General features: G+C 40.1%; 18 protein-coding genes and 1 other RNA gene. 10 read left to right on the plus strand and 9 right to left on the minus strand.

Annotation, left to right across the window (positions count from 1 at the left end):
* Nucleotides 1–73 precede the first annotated feature (73 nt).
* Nucleotides 74–799, minus strand: coding sequence for an RNA methyltransferase (locus FKV42_RS02635; protein ID WP_154808699.1), 726 nt, complete (start codon nucleotides 797–799; stop codon nucleotides 74–76).
* A gap of 260 nt (nucleotides 800–1,059) precedes the next feature.
* On the opposite strand from FKV42_RS02635, the gene FKV42_RS02640 reads away from it, so the two are divergent.
* The 4 genes from FKV42_RS02640 (at nucleotide 1,060) to FKV42_RS02655 (ending at nucleotide 4,423) form a co-directional block, all read left to right on the plus strand.
* Nucleotides 1,060–1,851 (plus strand): respiratory nitrate reductase subunit gamma, encoded by a 792-nt coding sequence (locus tag FKV42_RS02640; RefSeq protein ID WP_154808700.1) that lies wholly within the window; start codon nucleotides 1,060–1,062, stop codon nucleotides 1,849–1,851.
* 1 nt (nucleotide 1,852) lies between these two features.
* Nucleotides 1,853–3,100 carry a (Fe-S)-binding protein gene (locus FKV42_RS02645; protein ID WP_154808701.1) on the plus strand — a complete coding sequence of 416 codons (1,248 nt, stop codon included), beginning with the start codon at nucleotides 1,853–1,855 and terminating at the stop codon, nucleotides 3,098–3,100.
* A gap of 68 nt (nucleotides 3,101–3,168) precedes the next feature.
* The gene (locus FKV42_RS02650; protein ID WP_154808702.1) at nucleotides 3,169–3,810 is read left to right on the plus strand and encodes a DUF116 domain-containing protein; all 642 of its coding nucleotides are present in this window, start codon (nucleotides 3,169–3,171) and stop codon (nucleotides 3,808–3,810) included.
* Nucleotides 3,803–4,423 carry a DUF116 domain-containing protein gene (locus FKV42_RS02655; RefSeq protein ID WP_154808816.1) on the plus strand — a complete coding sequence of 207 codons (621 nt, stop codon included), beginning with the start codon at nucleotides 3,803–3,805 and terminating at the stop codon, nucleotides 4,421–4,423. The genes FKV42_RS02650 and FKV42_RS02655 overlap by 8 nt, the downstream gene beginning before the upstream one ends.
* A gap of 37 nt (nucleotides 4,424–4,460) precedes the next feature.
* Here FKV42_RS02655 and rnpB read toward each other — a convergent pair.
* Nucleotides 4,461–4,843: RNase P RNA component (gene rnpB / locus FKV42_RS02660), an RNA gene on the minus strand.
* 189 nt (nucleotides 4,844–5,032) lie between these two features.
* On the opposite strand from rnpB, the gene FKV42_RS02665 reads away from it, so the two are divergent.
* Complete coding sequence (locus tag FKV42_RS02665) at nucleotides 5,033–5,266, plus strand: hypothetical protein (protein ID WP_154808703.1); 234 nt, start codon at nucleotides 5,033–5,035, stop codon at nucleotides 5,264–5,266.
* Nucleotides 5,267–5,617: 351 nt separating this feature from the next.
* On the opposite strand, the gene FKV42_RS02675 is transcribed toward FKV42_RS02665, so the two are convergent.
* The 3 genes from FKV42_RS02675 to FKV42_RS02685 all read right to left on the minus strand — a co-directional run bounded on the left by FKV42_RS02675 (nucleotide 5,618) and on the right by FKV42_RS02685 (nucleotide 8,059).
* Entirely contained in the window at nucleotides 5,618–6,169 is a 552-nt protein-coding gene (locus FKV42_RS02675) for a TMEM165/GDT1 family protein (RefSeq protein ID WP_154808705.1), read from the minus strand.
* Between the two features lie 167 nt (nucleotides 6,170–6,336).
* The gene (locus FKV42_RS02680; RefSeq protein WP_154808706.1) at nucleotides 6,337–6,543 is read right to left on the minus strand and encodes a hypothetical protein; all 207 of its coding nucleotides are present in this window, start codon (nucleotides 6,541–6,543) and stop codon (nucleotides 6,337–6,339) included.
* A gap of 181 nt (nucleotides 6,544–6,724) precedes the next feature.
* Nucleotides 6,725–8,059, minus strand: a complete 1,335-nt coding sequence (locus FKV42_RS02685) for an RNA-guided endonuclease InsQ/TnpB family protein (protein ID WP_154808707.1) — start codon at nucleotides 8,057–8,059, stop codon at nucleotides 6,725–6,727.
* A 407-nt stretch (nucleotides 8,060–8,466) separates the two neighbouring features.
* On the opposite strand from FKV42_RS02685, the gene FKV42_RS02690 reads away from it, so the two are divergent.
* From FKV42_RS02690 to FKV42_RS02710, 5 genes are all read left to right on the plus strand, one after another.
* The gene (locus FKV42_RS02690; protein ID WP_196214026.1) at nucleotides 8,467–12,108 is read left to right on the plus strand and encodes a PAS domain S-box protein; all 3,642 of its coding nucleotides are present in this window, start codon (nucleotides 8,467–8,469) and stop codon (nucleotides 12,106–12,108) included.
* 378 nt (nucleotides 12,109–12,486) lie between these two features.
* Complete coding sequence (locus FKV42_RS02695) at nucleotides 12,487–13,629, plus strand: methanogenesis marker 9 domain-containing protein (RefSeq protein ID WP_154808709.1); 1,143 nt, start codon at nucleotides 12,487–12,489, stop codon at nucleotides 13,627–13,629.
* Nucleotides 13,630–13,670: 41 nt separating this feature from the next.
* On the plus strand, nucleotides 13,671–14,627 hold the full coding sequence (locus FKV42_RS02700) for a triphosphoribosyl-dephospho-CoA synthase (RefSeq protein ID WP_154808710.1): 957 nt from the start codon (nucleotides 13,671–13,673) through the stop codon (nucleotides 14,625–14,627).
* Nucleotides 14,627–15,214, plus strand: coding sequence for a DUF447 domain-containing protein (locus FKV42_RS02705; protein ID WP_154808711.1), 588 nt, complete (start codon nucleotides 14,627–14,629; stop codon nucleotides 15,212–15,214). The genes FKV42_RS02700 and FKV42_RS02705 overlap by 1 nt, the downstream gene beginning before the upstream one ends.
* 65 nt (nucleotides 15,215–15,279) lie before the next feature.
* Nucleotides 15,280–15,984 carry a dihydromethanopterin reductase (acceptor) gene (locus FKV42_RS02710; protein WP_154808712.1) on the plus strand — a complete coding sequence of 235 codons (705 nt, stop codon included), beginning with the start codon at nucleotides 15,280–15,282 and terminating at the stop codon, nucleotides 15,982–15,984.
* Between the two features lie 23 nt (nucleotides 15,985–16,007).
* Here FKV42_RS02710 and FKV42_RS02715 read toward each other — a convergent pair whose 3' ends face one another.
* From FKV42_RS02715 to endA, 4 genes are all read right to left on the minus strand, one after another.
* Nucleotides 16,008–16,679 carry a CehA/McbA family metallohydrolase gene (locus tag FKV42_RS02715; RefSeq protein WP_154808713.1) on the minus strand — a complete coding sequence of 224 codons (672 nt, stop codon included), beginning with the start codon at nucleotides 16,677–16,679 and terminating at the stop codon, nucleotides 16,008–16,010.
* Nucleotides 16,680–16,933: 254 nt separating this feature from the next.
* On the minus strand, nucleotides 16,934–18,184 hold the full coding sequence (gene hflX / locus FKV42_RS02720; RefSeq protein WP_154808714.1) for a GTPase HflX: 1,251 nt from the start codon (nucleotides 18,182–18,184) through the stop codon (nucleotides 16,934–16,936).
* 22 nt (nucleotides 18,185–18,206) lie between these two features.
* Entirely contained in the window at nucleotides 18,207–18,599 is a 393-nt protein-coding gene (locus FKV42_RS02725; protein ID WP_154808715.1) for a DUF2209 domain-containing protein, read from the minus strand.
* Between the two features lie 74 nt (nucleotides 18,600–18,673).
* Nucleotides 18,674–19,732, minus strand: coding sequence for a tRNA-intron lyase (gene endA, locus FKV42_RS02730; RefSeq protein ID WP_154808716.1), 1,059 nt, complete (start codon nucleotides 19,730–19,732; stop codon nucleotides 18,674–18,676).
* Between the last annotated feature and the right edge of the window lie 209 nt (nucleotides 19,733–19,941).

Consider the following 19,941-nt stretch of genomic DNA (forward strand, 5'->3'; position numbering starts at 1 on the left):
AAAATCATTTAGGGAATCCAACATGGGTTTCAAATGATATGAACATTTCGAAACACATCCCTTACTGTCAATTCTAATTCTCATAATCGGCATCATCATCTTCGCAATTATTACCGGATTTTCTCTGTATTTTCCTGAGAATACCATGCAATGTGTGGACTTCCCTTGAGAGCAGGCAGGACCGTCCGAATATCCTTTTAAGCATGAGATTTGTTTTTTCCTTTTTGTGTTCAGGGTAGTCTATATCATCAAGGAGTTCTGCAAGGTGTTCATAGAGTATTCTCATATCCCTTGAGTCTGCCAGAGGTGCCTGTGCACTTTTGATGCTACTGAACTCATAGAGGACAACCGCAACGGCATGGGATAGATTCATGACAGGATAGATTTCCGATGTGGGAATTGTCATTATCATGTCGCATTTTTTAAGTTCTTCTCTGGTGAATCCGTTGTCTTCTCTTCCAAAAAGCACTGCAACTTTTCCACTGCGACCTGAGAGACGCTCTTTCATTTCTTTTGGGGAATAACCGGGTACTCTGAGGTGCAGGTCGAATCTCGAACCTGCAATTCCTGTAGTACCTATTATAATACTGCAATCCTCTATGGCCTCATCTAGAGTTGAAACTCTCTTTGCGTTTTCCAGCAGGTCCCTTGCATGGGATGACATTGCCCTTGCCTCTCCTTCAAGTTTGCAGGGATTTACAAGTACAAGGTCAGAGAATCCGAAATTCTTCATCGCTCTTGTAACTGAACCTACATTTCCCTGATATAGAGGTTCAACGAGCACTATTCTAAGGTCCATTTGTAAAGTCTACCTATTGCTTCATTTTTGCTTTTTGCCTAGTTAAGCAGGTGACGACATATAAGGTTAATTAATTATTTTCAATCAATTGTGTGGATATTAAGCACAACAAAAGGTCAGCCGATGTAGATTTTGATGATGAAAATCTTTAAATAATATCGGCACCACAATCATGCAAACCAAACTGGTTACTTTAGAGTAAAGAATAGTTTGTTTTTATAATAATTATATATTTATAATAACATCAGGAGAAGAAAAATATGGATTATTTTGCCGGTGTAACCGATGCACTAAGGGTTACTTTTGTGCAGATGATGCTCATTTCCTTTATTGCCATGGGTATTTTTGTTGTAGGAATGTACATTAACTTAAAGAAATGGGGTATGGGCTCCACAGGATATGGCGCAGCTCCATCTAAGAGTATAATGGCCTTCCCTAAAATGCTCATGTATCAGATGAGTGAGCATGCACACGTTCACAATCAGTCTGTTCTTGAAACATTTGTCCTTGACATCCTTTTCCAGAGAAGGATCCTGAGAAGAAGCCCTCTCAGATGGTTTATGCACTTCACTATTTTCGTTGGCTGGATGGTTCTTTTTGCGATGTCCGGTGCGATGTTCGCTGTTGAAATGATACACTTGATAGGTGAGAAGGTAGGATATGCTCATGATCTTCCATGGTTCATGATACCTGAAACATTCAGGGAACTGCTTTCAGTACCAAACGATGTATTCAGTTACATTTTACTCATTGGTATCATCATTGCTATCTACAGAAGGCTTTTTGTTGCAAAGGTAAGAGAAGCAACAATCGCATACGATTCTATTCTTCTTATCGGACTTACTCTCATTACAATTTCAGGGTTTGTTGCAGATGGTATCAGGACCGGAAGGCTCTGGGGACTCGGAATTGACTCCGAACTCGCACCACCAATGGCACTTTTCCACGTGGTAATTTCACTTCTGTTCTGTATCGCATACATCCCATTCAGTAAATATATCCATGTGATTGCGATACCACTCGCACTCCTTGCAAACAAGGGAGGAGAATAAAATGGCAAAACGTGAACCATCCATTACAACTGAAAACTTTACAGCAGTCCAGCTTATGGAACTGGATTCATGCAGTCGCTGTGGCGAATGTGTGGAATGGTGTCCAACATACGATGCATCCGGACAGGATCCGGGACTTGCACCAAGGGACAAGATCCTCAGATGGAGAGAATACATGAACCAGTCCTACGGACTTCGTGCAAAGCTCTTCGGTCCAAAGGAGATCTCTGAGGACGATATCGAACAGTTCAAGAACGATGTATATGGCTGTACCACCTGCGGAATGTGTGCAACAGTCTGTGAATCAGGAATCAACACTGTAGAAATCTGGGAATCCATGCGTGCAAACCTTGTAAAGCGTGGTAACGGTCCTTTTGGTAAGCAGGGTGCTTTCCTTAAGCTCATCGGTGAGTACAAGAACCCTTACATGGCTGACAACAAGGACAGAACCAACTGGTTCCCTGAAGACATCAAGATCGAAGACAAGGCAGAGATTCTCTATTTCGGAGGATGTACTGCAGAACTCAGGCAGAGAAAACTTGCACTTGCAACTGCACGTGTACTCAATAAGCTGGGAATCAAATTCACAATGCTTGGTGAAGATGAGATCTGCTGTGGTTCAGCACTTATCAGGACCGGGCAGTACTACATAAATGACATCGCAAAGGAAAATGCACAGAAGAATGTAGATAACATTGTAGCAAAGGGTTCAAAGATTGTACTCTATGCATGTGCAGGATGTTTCAGGGCTTCTAAAGTAGACTGGCCAAGACTTACCGGAAAGGAACTTCCATTTAAGGTAATGCACATCACAGAGTACCTACAGGACCTTATTGAGAAAGGAGAAATCCAGTGGGAGAAATCCGTTGACAAGAAGGTCACATACCACGACCCATGTCACCTTGGTCGCCACGTTGGTGTTTTTGAACCACCAAGAGCAGTACTCGAAGCAATTCCAGGCATCGAGTTTGTTGAAATGGACAGGATCAAAGAGAACCAGCGCTGCTGTGGAGCAGGCGGTGGTGTAAAAGCAGGTATTCCTGACCTTGCACTCGGTGTTGCTTCAACCCGTGTTGAAGATGCACTTGCAACAAATGCAGATCTCCTTTCAAGCGCATGTCCATTCTGTAAGAGAAACCTCAGCGATGGAAGAGACGCAATAGGTGCAAAGGAACTTGAGGTTGAGGATGTCATTGTTCTGACTGCAGAAGCAATGGGAATTGACCTTAGTGACACACCAGATGAGTGATTTAATCACTCTATCTTTTTATTTTTAGGGCAAACAGAATATACTTATTCGTACTATTTACCTTTCTCATGCAAATCCCTTATGAATTACTTGGTAAAGTCTTTATTTTTGTAGCTTTAGCTGCTCTTTTAGTGCTATTAATAGCTTTATTACTGGGTGCTTACAGCTTTAAAAAGCATAAAATACTATTTCCCAATTTTGTCCTGTTCATTCTCTATCTCTTTTACGGACCAGCAAAATGGATATGCAGGGTATTTGGTATCAAGGACACATTAGTTGATGAAATTGTTGTAGAGGTGCGTAATGCCGTAATGCTTGATCAGTTCAAAGAGATCAAAAGTGGAAGGGTTGTGTTCCTTCCTCAGTGTCTAAGACATCCTAACTGTAAGGCACGTTGTGATCCTTTAATGGGGTATGAATGTAAGATGTGTGGTCTTTGTGATATCGGAACTATATGTAAAGCTGCAAAAGAAAGGAACTTTGAGGTCTATGTTATTCCCGGTGGAAGTTTTGTGAAGAAAATTATCAAAGCGCGCCGTCCGGAAAGCTGTATCGGAGTAGCATGCTATCCTGAACTGGCAGAATCCATGCAGGGTGCATCTCCTTTTATGATTGTACAGGGTGTTTCACTTTTGCAGGATGGATGCTACAATACACAAGTTGATGTTGCTGAGGTCATAAGGAAAATGGAGGAATGCGATGATGTATAGGGCAATTGGCATTATTGTCTTTCTCTTGATTGTTATATCAGTCCTGCTGGCAACAATAGCACTGCTGGTTAGTCGTATCAGCCTGAACAGACATGTATGGCTTGCGGGATTTTTTGCAGGCATACTGGATTTCTTCTATATGCCACTGAAATATTTCTTCTACAAGTTTTCAGATCCGCGTATTCTTGATAAATGGATGGTTTCTCTTAAAAATATCTCCAACAGGAATAGTTTTAAGAAAACCGATAGACGAATGATCATTGCTCCTCATTGTATGAGGCATATTGATTGTCCTGCATCGTCAAAGAGAACTGGTATTCAATGTATTTCATGTGGTAAATGTGTATTCACAAGGCTCAGGGAAGATGCACCAAAATATGGATATGACCTTTACATCGTAACCGGTTCCTCCTTTGTCAAACACATTATTAAAGAAAAGGACTATGATGCAGCTTTACTAATTGCCTGTGATTATGAACTGAACAAGGTCATGATGGGACTTAAGGGCAAGAAACTGATTACTTATGGAATCCCTATGCTAAATGACGGATGTTTCAACACAGAAGTTGAATACGAGAACGTGATCGAAACTCTTGAAATGCTCGTAAAGTAACCTGGTAAAACAGATCATAATTAACAGGTAGATTATTGAGTGAGGAGAGTAAGCTCCCTTCTGTTGATGCAATACATTCATTCCGACCTGGCAGAATGATGCGCTCAAAAGAGCTGCATTGACGGCATTCGGCTACGCGTACATAAACTTCAGGAATGGTCTAAACAACCATTGCCCCTTACTACTGACTTGCACCCACGAGGATTCGCCGTTCCATCCGTGTTCCATGAGACCTCAGCTTTTCAGCATCATTGCATTGACATGGTACGGTATCGTTTCTGTGCCAGCATGTGCGGAGCACATGAGTTGCAAAGCAACTGCCCGGGCTCTCGCCCGATGCCCTTTACAGGCATTCGTGTGTTTAGAAGGTGGGGAGACTTTCCTCAGGTCAAATGACCCGGCGGCCGTCCTTCCTCTCTCAATGAATGAGATGAAATCAAATGATATATAGCTTATGATAATAGCATGGTAATTAGTAGTTTTCCTTTATAATAGCGTTTTAATTTAATGCTCTTTTGAAATGTCATATATTGTTTAAATATAACCTGTCTTATAAAAATAGTTCATGACAATTCGCAACATATATATGTAATCCAATGAAACATTAAAATGGTTGGTATGAAATACAATAAGTATCTCATAATAGGTATTACACTGTTGACGGTACTATTTCTATTCATATTCTCTGGAGCTGTTTCTGGAACAGATGCCGAGTTGTTTGGTATCGATGGATTCAATACTGCAGAACATGGGTTAGGAGTATTAATGCTGGGTATAGGGCTTCCCTTATTGCTTGCAGCTATTTACGTTGCTTTCAGGGCAAAAAAGGATAATTCGCCTTAAATTAAAGCAAAAAATATCAATTTTGATTAAAAATTGGAATAATGGCCTAGAGTTTAAGCACTCCACAGCCACAGCCACGCGTGAGCAGGAAATCCATTTTGGAAATAATCTCTTCCTGATGGAATTCTGATAGTGATTCAAACTCTTCCTTGTGCTCAGTCATGACATGCTCCTTCATTCTTTCCTTTGCTTTTTTTGGGTCATTGTCAATGACTATGAAATCATCATTAAAGCCAAGATCCTTACACCTGAGTATATGTACTATTTTAAAACCTCCCTAATGAATGTTTAAACTTCTATCATATTAATTTTTGTTTTGACTGCAAAAAAGGAAGTAAAAATAACCGTACTTCAGAAGAAGAATGAAATACCGATTACAATAAAGAGTAAACCAGCTGCTCTGGAAATTGTGTTTTTATTAATCTTTTCCATAAGTATTTTGCCAACGTATACTGCCATTGAAGAAAGCAGGAATAGTGCAAGGACAACACCTATGAATACCATCACTGGATTATATTGAGTTGCAAAAAGTGCAGACGCAAGTTGTGTTTTGTCACCCATTTCTGATATAAGGATAAGGCCAAATCCAGACATAAAAGGAGTTTTTAGTTCGTAGGAACCATCTTCATCATCTTCATCTTTGTTGACCAGTGTCATCACGCCGAATATGATGAACATAACTCCGGCACCAATACGCACGTAATCCATCGGTATTCTGTTTGCAATAATATTTCCAAGAAGGATTGCCAGGCCATCTGTCAGAATAAAGGCCAGCATCACTCCGGCAAGTAAACGAGTGTAGTCTCTTGTTTTTGTGGACAAAACGAGTACGGCTAATTGCGTCTTATCACCCAGTTCCGCCAGGCCAACAAGAAAGAATGGGATAAGGATATCCTGTATCATGCTGGCTAAAATGGTGTTTTTCATATAAATGTTTCTAACTTTCGCCTGAATGTAAAATAATTAAACTATAAAAGTACATTCAATATCATTTAATGGATAAACAAAGTAAGCTTCATGCTTACTTCCTTTTCCATTTTCCTTATAATCTAATTTTACAAAAAGAATAATTAGTCCTCAACTTCAAGAGCCTGGATGATGTCATGGACTGTAAATTCGCCTCTGGCAACCCTGAGAACCATCGGATAAATGAAAGAACAATCATCAATCGCATTCCAGCGCTTCTCTCCTACGGTTCTTATTACCTCATCCATTATCTTTCCACACTCATCACAATACTTTGTATCACTTTCAATGCCACAAACAATACAGTTCATAAATTAACCTCCACATTTATGTTATTCATAGACTCGTGTCTGTATGAATCTATGGTTATTTTAAACGTGGGTGCTGATAGTATATAGGTTTTAAGCTGACTGGATTTGCAGGCAAACTGTGAACTACTCCTCCCTGCCAGCCTTCGGTTGTCGAGGAAGGAGCTTCCTACGAGTATAAGTCTCATTTCATAATCATTCTGTTGGGAATGATTCCGATCAACAAACCTGTTTGTCGTAGATTATCAATCATTGATTGATAGCTTGTCCACAAAGCATTATGTTTGAAATACCTTAAGAGAATATTCACGCTACTATTCATATCTCTGTCAAGAATGTTACCACAACAATCACATTCATATGTTCTGTAACCAAGTGGCATATCCTTGATAGTTCCGCAAACACAACATTTCTTAGAGGTATAAGATTCATCAATTCTTATTACTCTCTTACCCAAGCTTTCAGCTTTGTAGGTTAAGAATTGAGCAAATCTTCCTATATGTCCTGAATTATGAGTACCACGATTGGTACTCTTATCTTTTTTACTTGCTTTAGGCTTCTTTGAAGCCATTTGCTTAACATCAAGTTTACCAATAATGATGGTATTAGCATCCGTATTTTCAACTATATTTCTGGTAATTTTATGCTGGTTATCTTTCAACTGATTAGATGATTTCCTTTTCATTCTGACTAAATTCTTATTCAGTCGTTTCCATTTCCTGCTTCTATTTTTACAATGATCTCTTCGAGATTGGATTGATTGGATCTTAGACTCCCAATACTTGTCTGGTCTTCTATTCTTTAATTCCTTGAATTTACCATCGGAATCAACCATTGTTTGTTTTGAACTACCAATATCAATAGCAAGATAACTATTATTATTACAATGTTTTACTGCAGGTACTTCATAAGTAATTGAAATATAGAATTCTTTGTCTTTCTGATAGATATTTACCTGATCAATATCAGTAGCTTTACTAAATATTTGTTTTTCAAGCAGAATAGCTGGAAGTTCAAATATCAAAGGTATTTTAGAAGGATGTTTGTGTGAGAAATCAATATAGATCTTGTCTTGTTCTGAATACTCAATTTCTGGTTTATGAATCCTGGTATCCATTGATTTACTTACAAGAACATTATCATTGGAATCAGTTATACTAAATCCTGATTGATTGTAGATCATCGTAGTAAAATACTTCTTACCTTTGAATCCAGGAGGTCTTGCTTTGGTATCTTTATTCTTAATTAAGTTGAAAAAAGACTTATAATCATTATCAAGACACTTCAAACATCCTTGTAGTACTTTGGAATATACTATTTTATAATCAGGATATTTTTGCTTAATTTCAGGTAACTTATTTTGCTGTTGAATATAACCAATTTTAGTCTTATTTCGATATGCATCCTGACGTTCTTTCAAACCAAAATTATAAATTAGTCTACATTTTTCTGATAAATCCCATAGAACAGATTCCTGTTCTGGAGTAGACTGTATTTTAATTGATAATGTCAGTTGCATAGAAAATACCCGATTTATATTATGGTTTAAGATTATTTAATTGTTGGTAGTTGATACTGTTTTTTGATTGGTTTATGACGCTTTCATCCCCCACCTGTCGCTACGCTCCGAGGAAGGGGACTTCTCGCTCTTGAGTTAAAACAGCATCTATGTAGAAAAACGATTGGAATCATGGTCAGTAGCTATTAATTTAGTAGTGGTCGGGTTTTATAAATTTATTCATGATAGGCCAGTACTATTTTATACAGTTGCCTGAATATTATTTATTTCTTTTTGAAATGCACAATTCTACAATAATGTCTTTATATAATTACTAATATTAATAACCCATTCAACTAATATGAAATAATATTCTTTTTGTGCCATCTTTGCTCAAAAAAGTATAATGTTTCATAAGGAGAATGTTAATGTCAGGTATATCTGTTAATGAGGGCTTTGAAGAAGAACAACTAAACAACTTGGTGAAACTCCTGCAATATGGACATGATTCATTTGAGGATTTCGTTGATGATGCACTCTATGAGGCAATAGGGATAAGCCGGAGTAAGATGGCCTGTATTTACTATTACAATGAAGAGCAAAGGGAGTTCACACTGAGAACTTGGTCAAAAGACATCATGAGTGGCTGTACCATTTCTAATCCCGATACTTTCTGTAAACTGGAGGATACAGATATATGGGAAGATCTGGTACGGCAACGAAAAGCAATAACTGTAAATGATCCTGATGATGGTGATCCGTTGAAAAATGGATATCCTGGAGGACACATTGAAATTTTCAGATATATGGCAGTTCCTGCCTTCACAAACAAGGGGCTTGTTGGCGTTCTTGTAGTTGCCAACAAGGAATCGGATTACAATGAAATCGATCAACTTCAGCTTACCATGTTCACTGATCACATGTGGAGCATTGCAGAACGTAGAAAGGCTGAGGAGGCGCTGGAACAAAGCGCAGGGTACAGGCAGGCATACAATATAATGAATGGTGTCATTGAAGGTTCTAAAGATGTTGCTATATTCGCTATTGACCGGGAATACAGGTACATAACTTTCAACACCAAGCACCAGACAATAATGAAGCGCAGATGGGGAGTCCGAATTAAGGTTGGAGATAATATCCTCGATTGTATCAGGAACTCTGAAGTTAGGGAGAATACAAAAGAGAACTTCGACCAGGCATTTACAGGCGAAGTGTTCACAGTGCCCGAAGAATATAAGGATCTGACACTCAACATGCAATGGTATGAGAACCGATACAGTCCCCTCAGGGATGCGGATAGAAATATCATAGGATTATCTGCGATTCTAACAAATGTAACCGAACGCAAGGAAGCAGAGAATAAGTTAAAGGAAAATGAGGAAAAGCTCAGGTTGTTCATAGAGCATGCACCGGTTTCCTTAGCAATGTTCGATCATGACATGCAATATATAGCCGTTAGCCGCCGATGGATAAGAGATTATTCCCTTGATGACCAGAATATCATAGGAGAATCCCATTACGAACTATTTCCGGAAACTCCTGATGAATGGAAGGAGATACATTACAGGGCTCTGAAAGGAGAAGTAACACCCATCGAAGAAACGTGTGTTACGAGGACAGATGGAAAAGCACAGTGGATACGCGGGGAAGTCAGGCCATGGATGGCCTCAGACGGGACGGTTGGCGGTATCATACATTTCTCTGAAGAGATCACAGAACGTAAAGAAGCTGAAGAACGAATAAAACGCAGTGAAGAGAGATTCAGGTCCCTTTTTGAACATTCAAATGACGCTATAATAATTCATGATCTTAACGGACAGATCATAAATATGAACTGTAAGACACGTGAGATACTGGGCTACGACGAAGAACAATTGAAATATAGATCGATCACAGATCTCGTCCTTCCAGAGGATAGGGATAACTTTATACAAAAGCTCGGCAGGATAGTTTCAGAAGGGACAGCACGTTCGGAATCAAGACTGGTTGGAAGCGATGGCAGGACCATCCACATGGATATAAGCGGGTCATTGATCCTGACAAAGGATAAACTTATCCAGGCTGTAGCAAGAGACATAACAGACAGGGTCCAGGCGGAAAAAGCTGTGCTTGAGGCAAAGATAGAAGCCGAGGCCGCCAGCCGTACAAAGAGCGAGTTCTTGGCAAATATGTCCCATGAGATACGCACCCCGATGAACGGCGTGATCGGGATGACTAATCTGCTTCTTGATACCGAACTGGACGAAGAGCAACGGCACTATGTGGAGACGGTCCAGAGAAGCGGGGAAGCACTGCTTGAACTTATAAATGACATATTGGATCTTTCAAAGATAGAAGCTGGAAAACTTGAGATCGAAGAGCTGGACATAAACCTTAATACTGTATTGGAAGATGTCGCACACTTGCTTTCGGTAAGAGCACAGGAGAATGGACTGGAACTGATCTGTATTGCCGACCCGGAAGTCCCGACTGATATCATAGCAGACCCTGTCAGACTGAAACAGATACTTATAAACCTTGGTGGTAATGCGATAAAATTCACACATAAAGGAGAAGTAGCAATAAGGGTCACACTTGAAAAAGAAACCGAATCACATGCAACATTGCATTTCTCAGTAAAGGATACAGGCATTGGAATACCAGAATCTAAAATAGCGATCTTATTTGACAAATTCAGCCAGGTGGATGCTTCAACGACCCGTAAGTATGGGGGCACAGGACTGGGGCTTGCAATCTCCAGACAGCTTGTTGATATGATGAACGGTCAAATAGATGTGAATAGCCAGGAAGGTCTTGGTTCAGAGTTCTGGTTCAGTATCACATTTGAAAAGCATCCCGGCAAGGGGATCAAAAATAAATCCTATCCTATGCCGGATGGACTTCGCGTTCTGGTCATTGATGATAACGCAACCAACCGGGAGATACTTGTAAAATTACTTCGTTCATGGAATGCAAATGTGGAAGAAGCTGAAGATGGACCTACGGCACTATCTGCTTTTTATAAAGCTTCTGATAAAGGTGAGCCTTTCCAGATGGCTCTGGTCGATATGCAAATGCCTGGCATGGATGGTGAATCACTGGCACGCGTCATTAAATCGGATAATAATCTCAAGGACATTTCATTGATAATGTTGAGTTCTATTGGAAGAGCCCCTGCTGACTGGTCAGGACCTCAGTCTAATTTTGCGGCATATCTTAACAAACCCGTCATAGCATCCGAACTCCACAATAAAATGACTGAAGTATTCAACAAAGAAGAAAATATGAACAAAACGAAGGTCAGCACTAAAAATCCTGAAACATACAATTTGTCTGGTATCAATGCTAAAATATTGCTTGTAGAGGACAACATTATCAATCAGAACGTTGCGCAGAGTATGCTGCATAAACTTGGTCTTGAAGCAGATGTGGCTGAAAATGGAAGGGAAGCAATAGAAGCGCTTGAAAAAGAAAAATATGACCTGGTTCTTATGGATGTGCAGATGCCCGAAATGGACGGACTGGAAGCTACCCGCCTTATACGTGACAGGACATCATCAGTCCTTGATCATGAAGTACCTATAATTGCAATGACTGCACATGCAATGAAAGGCGACAGGGAACAATGCATTGAAGCAGGCATGAGTGACTACCTATCAAAACCTATAAAGATCCAGCCACTTGTTGAGACTCTCGGTAACTGGTTAACAAATATAACTGAAGATATGCCGGCAGACGCATCCCATGAAGTGACGATTGACCCACAGATATTTGACAGACAGTTATTAATGGAAAATGTTATGGAGGATATAGATCTAGCAAGAAAGATCGTAGGGATCTTCCTGAAAAATGCACCTTCACAGATAGAAAACCTGAAGAGGGCCATTGAAGATGAGAACGCAGATCTTATTAGAAGTTGTGCGCACTCTGTAAAAGGTGCTTCTGCGAGTGTCGGGGGAATGACACTAAGTCGTTTAGCTGCTGAGATTGAAATGGCAGGAAAACTTGAAGAAATAGATGGTTTGCAGGAAAAAATACCAGAAATGGATAGGAAATATGAACTGCTTGTTGAGGAATTGGACAAAATGTAAAATAGCTGCCTGCATAATTGCTGCTCCTGTGAAAATGAGATGTCGATGCCATGTTCATCCTTGAGGTGAACTTCGCACTCAGCGTGAGGTTGCAGATGTTACCGATGTAACTGAAGTTACATACATAACAGGTACAAATAACGTGCAGAAAAACCGGGTATTAAGCTCATTGTCTATTAGCTATGTTCTACAAGAATAACCACAAGCCATAGCAACACATTGAATTTTGATTGATTTGCATTACTGTTTTATTTTAAAGATTTTCTACAAAACCAAAATAAGGCGCAATTTTAATAATAGAACCTATCATTATTCAGCGACATAGAATCATATTCAAATCAATGTTTATAGATATTAAATTTACTTGAGGTAAAAAAAGTGTCTGATGATCTTTTTGATATTAAAGTAGGAGATTTCTCTTTTAGAAATCCAATAGCTCTTGCACCCATGGGAGGAATAACAAACAGCACTTTTGCAAATGAGAATGCAAAAGATGCCGGACTTGTGATCCTTGGGGGATACAATCTTGACTCTGCAACCCAGAAAGCTGCTGCGGAAATAGTTTCCCGTGGAAGAAATGAGTTTGAGTCTCATGAACCTCTTAAGCTCGTAGAAGACGAGATAAAAGCTGTGAACGAAGGACCTGTTGTCGGGATCAATGTTAGAAGTTCAACTATCGAACCTCTCATCAAGGTAGCAGAGGTCGTAAGAGATGCCGGTGCCATACTCGAACTCGATGCACATTGCAGGCAGAAGGAATTAACAGATATTGGTGTAGGGCAGGCATTACTAAGTGACCTACCAAAGCTCAGCGAGTGGATCTCCAAAATAAAGGAAACAGGTGTGGTTCTCTCTGTAAAGATACGTGCTAATGTTGTGGATGATGTTGAACTTGTTAAAGCAATAGAAGCTGCTGGTGCTGATATTCTTCATCTTGATGCCATGAAAGAAGGTGCCGGTGCAGACCTTAAACTCATAAAGGAAGTACGTGACTCTACCAGAATGTTCCTTATCTGCAACAACTCTGTCACAGATATTAAGACGGCAAAGGATATGTTCACAAGAGGGGCTGACATGGTTTCCGTTGCACGTGCTGTTCTTGAAGACCCTGGCATAATAAGTCAGCTTGTTAACAGGATCTCAATACAGCAGGAAGACATGGGCTGGTATAACGCACCTAAACATGTCTGCCGCGGCGAAGGCGACCTCAGGGGACTTGCATTCTGTTGCCTGCCTGTAAAACCATGTCCTGTTCATAACACTATTGCAAAGCTCGGTTACTCTGCACAGGAATTTGCAGATATAAAGAATGAGTTTGCAAAAGGTACAATGCTTGAATATGGTGATAGCACATGTTTTGGCAGTCTTGTCTGGTGCTGTAAAATATCAAAACCATGCTACCTGAGAGACGGTGTGCTGGAAACTCTTGGTCTTTCCGATTCAGAATACATGCGCCTTAAAAAGGAACTTGCAGATTACATTCTGGGCCATGCTAAAAAGCCAGTCAACAGTCAGGCATGAGTGGGAAAATCAAAATCATATTTTAATTAGAAAAGGTACAGATGATCGATTCTCTCTACACAATTGACAGAGGAGCTTATCCTCTACCGGCACACATTGCACGGTGCGCACAGCTTGCCATGTGTCTTGAGGTTTCTTCTTCACCTAAACCCGGGAATATTGACAGGTTCAGTGATTACGAGGACACGAGATATGAGCATTTCCTTGCATCTGCAAGTGCTGTTTATCCTGTCATACAGGAAGCAGTTTCCTGTGAGAGTGGTGTAGGGAGACTTCTCAAGAGTGCAGTTACTGAAAGCATGCGCTGGCAGAAAGGTGGCAATACACATTTTGGAGCTTTCCTGCTATTGATACCCTTTGCAATGGCTGCCGGAGAATTGTTTGAGGAAGATGAGACATTTACCATCCTTCAACTGACAGAGTCCGCTTACAGGATAGCTAAAAATACCACAACTGCGGACTCAGTGGATTTCTACAGTTGTTTTGATGATGCAGGTGTCAAGGTCAATTCCGTGGATGAGTTCGATCTTCAAAGTAGTAGTGCTATTGATGAACTCCATGAAAAGGACATGAGCTTGTACAAGCTTATGGATATTGCAAGGGGTTATGATATCATAGCCAATGAATGGGTTACTGGTTTTAAGAGATGTGCCCGTTGTGCGGAGCTTATAATTGATGGCATGAATGGTCTGGAGTCCCCAAAACTGCAGGCTGATATTAATAACGTTACTGTTTATGCATTCCTGAAGATACTTTCTGAGAATGAAGATACATTCATAAGCACCAAATATGATACGGATACGGCTCTTTATGTATCAGGGAGGGCAAAAGAGATACTTGAGGAAATGTATAATATCGGTGAAGACTTTAATAGTATATTATCATTGATTAAGAAATTGGATCAGGAACTCCTTCAAAAGAAGATAAATCCTGGTTCTACAGCAGATATAGTCATCGCAGGTTTGTTCATAGCATTACTTGCCGGAGTTCGATTTTAATGCACATAAAATTGAATCTTGAGGATTACGGAATATACGAAGGCATTTCAGAAACCATTGTTACAACAAACAGGGGATGGTCTATGAATGCTGCACCCATGGGAATTATTCGCAGAAATGACAAACTGTTTGTGCGTCTTTTTAAAGGTTCCACAACCTATGACAATGTATTGTCAGAAAAAATCCTTGTTGCAAATACTACCTGGGATGCCATCACTTTTGTAAACTCCACATTTTCAGACCTGAAGGATTCTGAATTTGAATCCATCAATGTTAATGGAAGGACTATTGTAGTTCTCAGGGAAGCACAGTGCTGGGTGGCTTTTGAATGCATTAATATTAAACTGACATCCGATGCTCTTGTTGCTGAACTTATTCCTTTGAGAACACATGTCAATAAATGTCGTATAAGAGCTCCCAATCGCGGGCTTTTTGCTGTAATAGAGGCATGCATCCACGCAACCAGATACCAGCTTACAGGTGAGAACAAATACCTCAAACTCATCAAAGCCTATGGTGATATTGTGGACAAATGTGGCGGAGAAAAAGAAAAGGAAGCCATGAAACTACTTTATGGTTACCTGTGATCTTCCAGATTTAAAGTAAATCCGGTATATTAAAGTATATAATACAGAAGGACTATTTTCTTCCTATGACAAAAACGATAGCATGGGGAATTACCGGAGCCGGTCATTTTCTGACATCAACTTTTGATATATTCAGACAGATGAAAAATGAATATGATATCAGAGTGAACACTTTCCTCTCCAGTGCCGCTGAAGAGGTTGTGAGGATGTACGGGCTTGAGCAGGAACTGGAAAAAATATCATGCGGAGAATACCTTGAGGAAGTCTTCCTTGAAACTCAACAGGGTAAGAGCTGGCCTAAAACAGGACGTTTCCTTCTTGACAAATATGATGCTCTTGTGGTCTCACCAGCTACATCAAATACCGTTTCCAAGATAGCGCACGGTACGGCAGATTCACTTGTGAGCAACGCTGTTGCCCAAGCTGTAAAAGGTGGTGTGCCGGTCTATGTGGTTCCTGTTGATATTGCAGGTGTAGTGATATCAGAGTTACCTTATGGCATTGCCAGGGAAAAATGCCAGAAATGTGACCCATGTCCTCCAAGGGATAATTGTCCGAATAGTGCTATAACTGATCAGATTGACCTGCTCAAATGCAACGGATGCGGTATATGCAAGGACCTCTGCAAGTTCAACGCGATAAAAGGCGGTCCTGTAGAATTGAAGGTAAGGGATATCGATGCACGGAATGTGGAGATTATAAGGGGACTTGAAGGCATTACTATACTGGAAAAACCGGAATACATACCTTCTATCATGGATGAAATATAAGCTAAAATCACATCTGCTTATTTTTATCTCATTCCAAGGCGTCTTCCAAGTTTGTTGATGTGCCCTATGAACATTTGTTTTACAACAAATGACACCGGTGTTTTTCTACCACCTGATTTAGTTCTTCCTGCTCTGATAGCATCCAGCACTTCCTTAGCAGTTGTGGCATCAGTATTAATTTCAGTATATGATCGACCAACCATTTCCGCTTCGTGGGCATCACTTCCTCCAACCATAGGGAATTCAAGCTCTTCCGCAGCTTTCCGTGCCTTGTTGTTGGGTCCATCAGTTACACATCTTGAATTCAGGACTTCGATTGCATCTGCATCCAGTCCTTCAATGTAACCTATTCCGTGTGATGTCAGTTTGAAAGGATGTGGAATGATAACAACTGCACCCTGCTGACGTGCTTTTTTTATTGTTTCTTCGGGGCTGAGTCCTGATTCAATAGGTTCATGGACACCGAGCACAAGAATATGGCCTTTTGAAGAGCTAACTTCAACACCCGGAATCACAATAAGTTTTGAATCAATTTCTTCTGCTCTTTTTGCGCAGGCAAACCCGCCTTCTATGCGGTCATGGTCGCATATTGCAAAACCATCAAGCCCATTTTCAGCAGCATGTTTTAGAATTTCATCCAGACTGGCGTTGCTGTCTTTAGAATAGCAGGAATGAACGTGAAGATCGAACTTCATGTAAGCATCTTGGGTCTACAGGTTAATAAAGATTTTTTATACTCAAAGCTTAAAAATCAGATAGAATGAAGGTATATATTGAGTTTTAGAAAATACTGCGAACGGGGATAGAATTTTGGTGGTTGGGTGGTTGGATAGGATTGGTGGTACATTAGAGTGTTTCACCCGTTCGCATACATACTAACTACTTGATAGCATATATATATAACGCTGTGAATAATATCTTCCTTAAAAATTACAGCTGTATATACATATCATAATAGTTCATTCACTAAAGATATGGCTTTATTTATAACCTTATCCCTTGCTTCAAAATCAATTGAAATTACATCAGTGTAATTGATATCATGAACAAGCCCCTCATCATAAATCCATGCAACAAGTGACATGCCCTCTTCAGTTAGCGGTATTGTGAGTTTTACCCTTTTCCATTCAGGTAAGAGATTTCGGATCTGTTCTTTAAGTTCTTCAAATCCAAAACCGGTTTTTGCAGATACAGCAACAGAATTTGGAGCAAGGTATACAAGACTGTCCATCTTTTCACGCAGTTCTTCATCTGTTATAAGGTCAATCTTGTTAAAAACAGTTACAATAGCTACCTCTTGCAACTGGTCCCACATTGTTTCATGGCATACAAGCAGTTTTTTGCGTATAACTTCAAACGGCTCGGAAGAATCCACTACAAGAAGAACGACATCTGCAAGGAATATTTCATCAAGTGTTGACCTGAAAGCATCAACCATCCAGTGTGGAAGATCCTCTATAAAACCTACAGTATCCGTGACAAGGATATCACGTCCCCGGACTTTAAGTGATCTGGTTGTGGGCAATAGAGTTGTGAACAACATATTCTTTGATTCGACAGTTTCATCCACAAGCGCATTAAAAAGAGTGCTTTTCCCGGCATTGGTATAACCGGCAAGTGCTGCAAGTGAGAAGCCCTTTGAATGACGGTGTGCCCGTAAAGATTCATTATCCTTCTGTATGCTATCAAGCTCATTTCGGATGCGGGTCATTCGGTTTTTGATATCCTGGGCATATGAATCCTCATAGCCACCAAGTCCCATAAACCCCGGTCTTTCATCCTTTTTCAGGATAGAGATCACTGCTCTGGCACGCGGGAGTTCATATTCCAGTCTTGCCAGTTCTACTTGCAATTTAGAACGATGGGTAGTTGCTCTGGTTGCAAATATCTCAAGGATAAGCTGAAATTTATCAATGGTTTCACAGCGGCATGTTTCTGAAATATTGTATATCTGCATGGTGCTCAGAGGATTGTGGAATATTATCTTATCCGGTTTCAGGTCTGAGACTATCTGTGCAAGTTCCTCAACCTTTCCTCTGCCAAGATGATATTTGCGGTCAGGATTACGTGTTTGTGTCATTTCGGAAATTACTTCGTAACCTGCAGCTCCGGCAAGCTCCCGAAGTTCATTCATTTGAAGCTCATTCTTTTCATCTTCATACCGTGGCTCATTCCGCTTAACTAAAACAGCACGCATCATGTGGATACCTGTTTGAGATAATTCACTGGATTCCCAGTTCTTTTAAAAGAAGCTTCCGTGAACTAAGAGATGCATGGTGAGCGATCTCAATACATCTTCTTTCACTGAGTGATTCCTGATATTTAATATCCTGAGTGAACATACTGTTAATTAACCATTGGGGCTTATTATAGAAATCACCTGCTTCTGTGACAATAGTTCCGCCGAATTGCAGTTCAGAGACAGTAGTTTCTACCATTTTGACAACAAAAGGGACATCAGGTGCTGATTTGCTCCTGAAAGACCTCAGAACAATCTGGTTGACTTTCTCGATGTGGTCAGCAGTAACAGAAGCAGCAACTGCTGCACATACCATGAGATATTCATCATTTACTTTGTGTCTGCCGGAAATATCCACTGCAATAATATCAAACATCTTCTAAAGCAAAGACGTGTATATTATATAAGTATGAGCAGTTTTAGATCATTCCCGGTTCATATATGCTATAATCACATCTTTATTCTGCCAATATCGATGTACTCGATTTTTTCAGCAAATTCTACTGCATAGAGCATCTGTTTTCTGACACTGTTTGCAAGTCTGATGGCCCTTGACATAACAGGGAGTAAGAATTCATGATCATGAGGAATTGCATGTATAAGGTAGTTTGAGTGAGGAAGTTTGTCAGTTGTATGCACTTCACTGTAAACCCTGAAATGCGTACCAAACTTAAAACCGGTTTTAGGGACAAATCCTCTGCTGCGAAGGTCTACATAGGCACTGTACTTGCGTGTAAAATCAGGGTCAATAGAGGCTGCAATTTCGGAGAATTTAGAGATTTCAGGAATGTTTTCTCCATTGCTGTTCTTTATCTCTATAATACCGTTATCAAGCAGGTATGCAGATTCCACAAGCGATAACTGAAGGCGCTCATTATCAAGTGGTTTACCGTAAAAGCCGTTTTCGTAAAGAAGTCTGGATGTTTCGCCGTCCCAGACAAGAACACGGTCTTCGAGCATTGTTACTGAGGCCGGCTGTTCCAGAGGGAGAGTTTGTTCCATTTCTCCTTTGATGTCCAGTCTTTTTACCTCGTAATATGTGATGTCACTTTCCTCGTCAACGATGGCAAGTATCATTTGCTTGCGAACGTTAAGTGCGGCATTATACTGGGTGAGCAGATCTTTCAGTAGCATTGGCACACGTTCTGACCTGACGTAAACGAACATCTTTGCCTGTGTCTTTCCAGGATGTCCTCCTCTTGGATATACCCTGAAATCAGTTACACTGGGCTGGACATAATAACCTCTCTCACGGAGGTCTTTGTAAACAATGTATTTCAGCTCAAAGAATTGCTGTCTTTTTGATGCTTCTGTAAAAAACTCTTCAAATCCAAGGTTCTTTTCATCCAGAGTTATCTCGAGCTTGTTCTTGTAAAGCAGATATGCAGCTTCAACGAGTGTGAGCTCAAGAACATCGCCCTTTGGACGACCATAGTATCCGGTATTGTAAAGCTCGTTGATAGCCTTTTTTCCGGATTTTACCTTTTCTTTGACAAGTTTTCCGATCAAATATATTCACCTGAAATAAATAAGAATGCATTTAAGAGTGTATAGGGATTCAAATATTGTACTATATATTTAACCGTGGTGGACTGTAATCTGTGATTTAAGATGGGGTTAATTTATTAAGATGGTACACAAAATAACAAAATAAAGATATTAAAAGTCCTTCTAAGGTGGGGTTAGACGGAACTCAGTCATGGAATACTGGATAAACT

This window comes from Methanolobus vulcani (assembly GCF_006546655.1).
In the GTDB taxonomy this organism is placed as follows: Archaea; Halobacteriota; Methanosarcinia; order Methanosarcinales; family Methanosarcinaceae; genus Methanolobus; species Methanolobus vulcani_A.